Below are 626 nucleotides of genomic sequence, written 5' to 3'. Positions count from 1 at the left end.
ATATCAAGTATTTAAAACAGAATTCTCGCTTCAGTTAAAAGAGAGAATTCTGCAGCTTAAGATTAGATGCTTTTAGATACCAGTTTGAAATTTTGAGAATACTTCATAACTTATATCCTTAGTCGCTTTGTTATAAGAGACAAAAATGTCTTTGTAGCGACTCGTCAATTTTATTTCCGTAATTCTATCGTCTTCTTGGCTTATTTTGGTAGAAACAATATTTAAATCATGTATGTTAATACCCGTTTCTTCAGAGATGTATCGAATAACTTCCTTTGATTTAACTTCATTAAATCTCGGACTGTGAACTTCATCATATCTGCTGAATAAAGCACTCATTATTTTCTCCCCAACCGCTTGCCCAACTCCGGTAAAGAAAGCAATAACTATGTTCTCATGGTAATCTTCAGCACCTCTTTCAAAAGCAGACCGTTCTCTTACCGTAACTTCAATTTTAATGTCTTCTTCTTCAAAGAAAGACAATAACTCATCCAGATCCCTTTGACTAAACAAATAATCGACAGAAAATAGCACTACTTCTTCGCTTTTCTCTACCCTTGAAGGTTCATCTTTTACCTCTTCGTCTTCAATATTAATAGACATTAAGTAATTCAATAAATCCTTAG

At 33.2% G+C, this 626-nt stretch carries 1 protein-coding gene; it reads right to left on the bottom strand.

What is annotated here, in order from left to right; translation table 11 throughout:
• Positions 1–72 precede the first annotated feature (72 nt).
• The coding region (locus tag R0J87_RS18355) for a hypothetical protein (RefSeq protein ID WP_498887961.1) at positions 73–626 on the bottom strand (554 nt) is incomplete at its 5' end.

Source organism: Halomonas sp. SIMBA_159, from assembly GCF_046536035.1.
Lineage (GTDB): Bacteria > Pseudomonadota > Gammaproteobacteria > Pseudomonadales > Halomonadaceae > Vreelandella > Vreelandella venusta_A.
The sequence above is the reverse complement of the archived record's forward strand: the minus strand, read 5'-3'. Positions and strand labels throughout refer to the sequence as shown.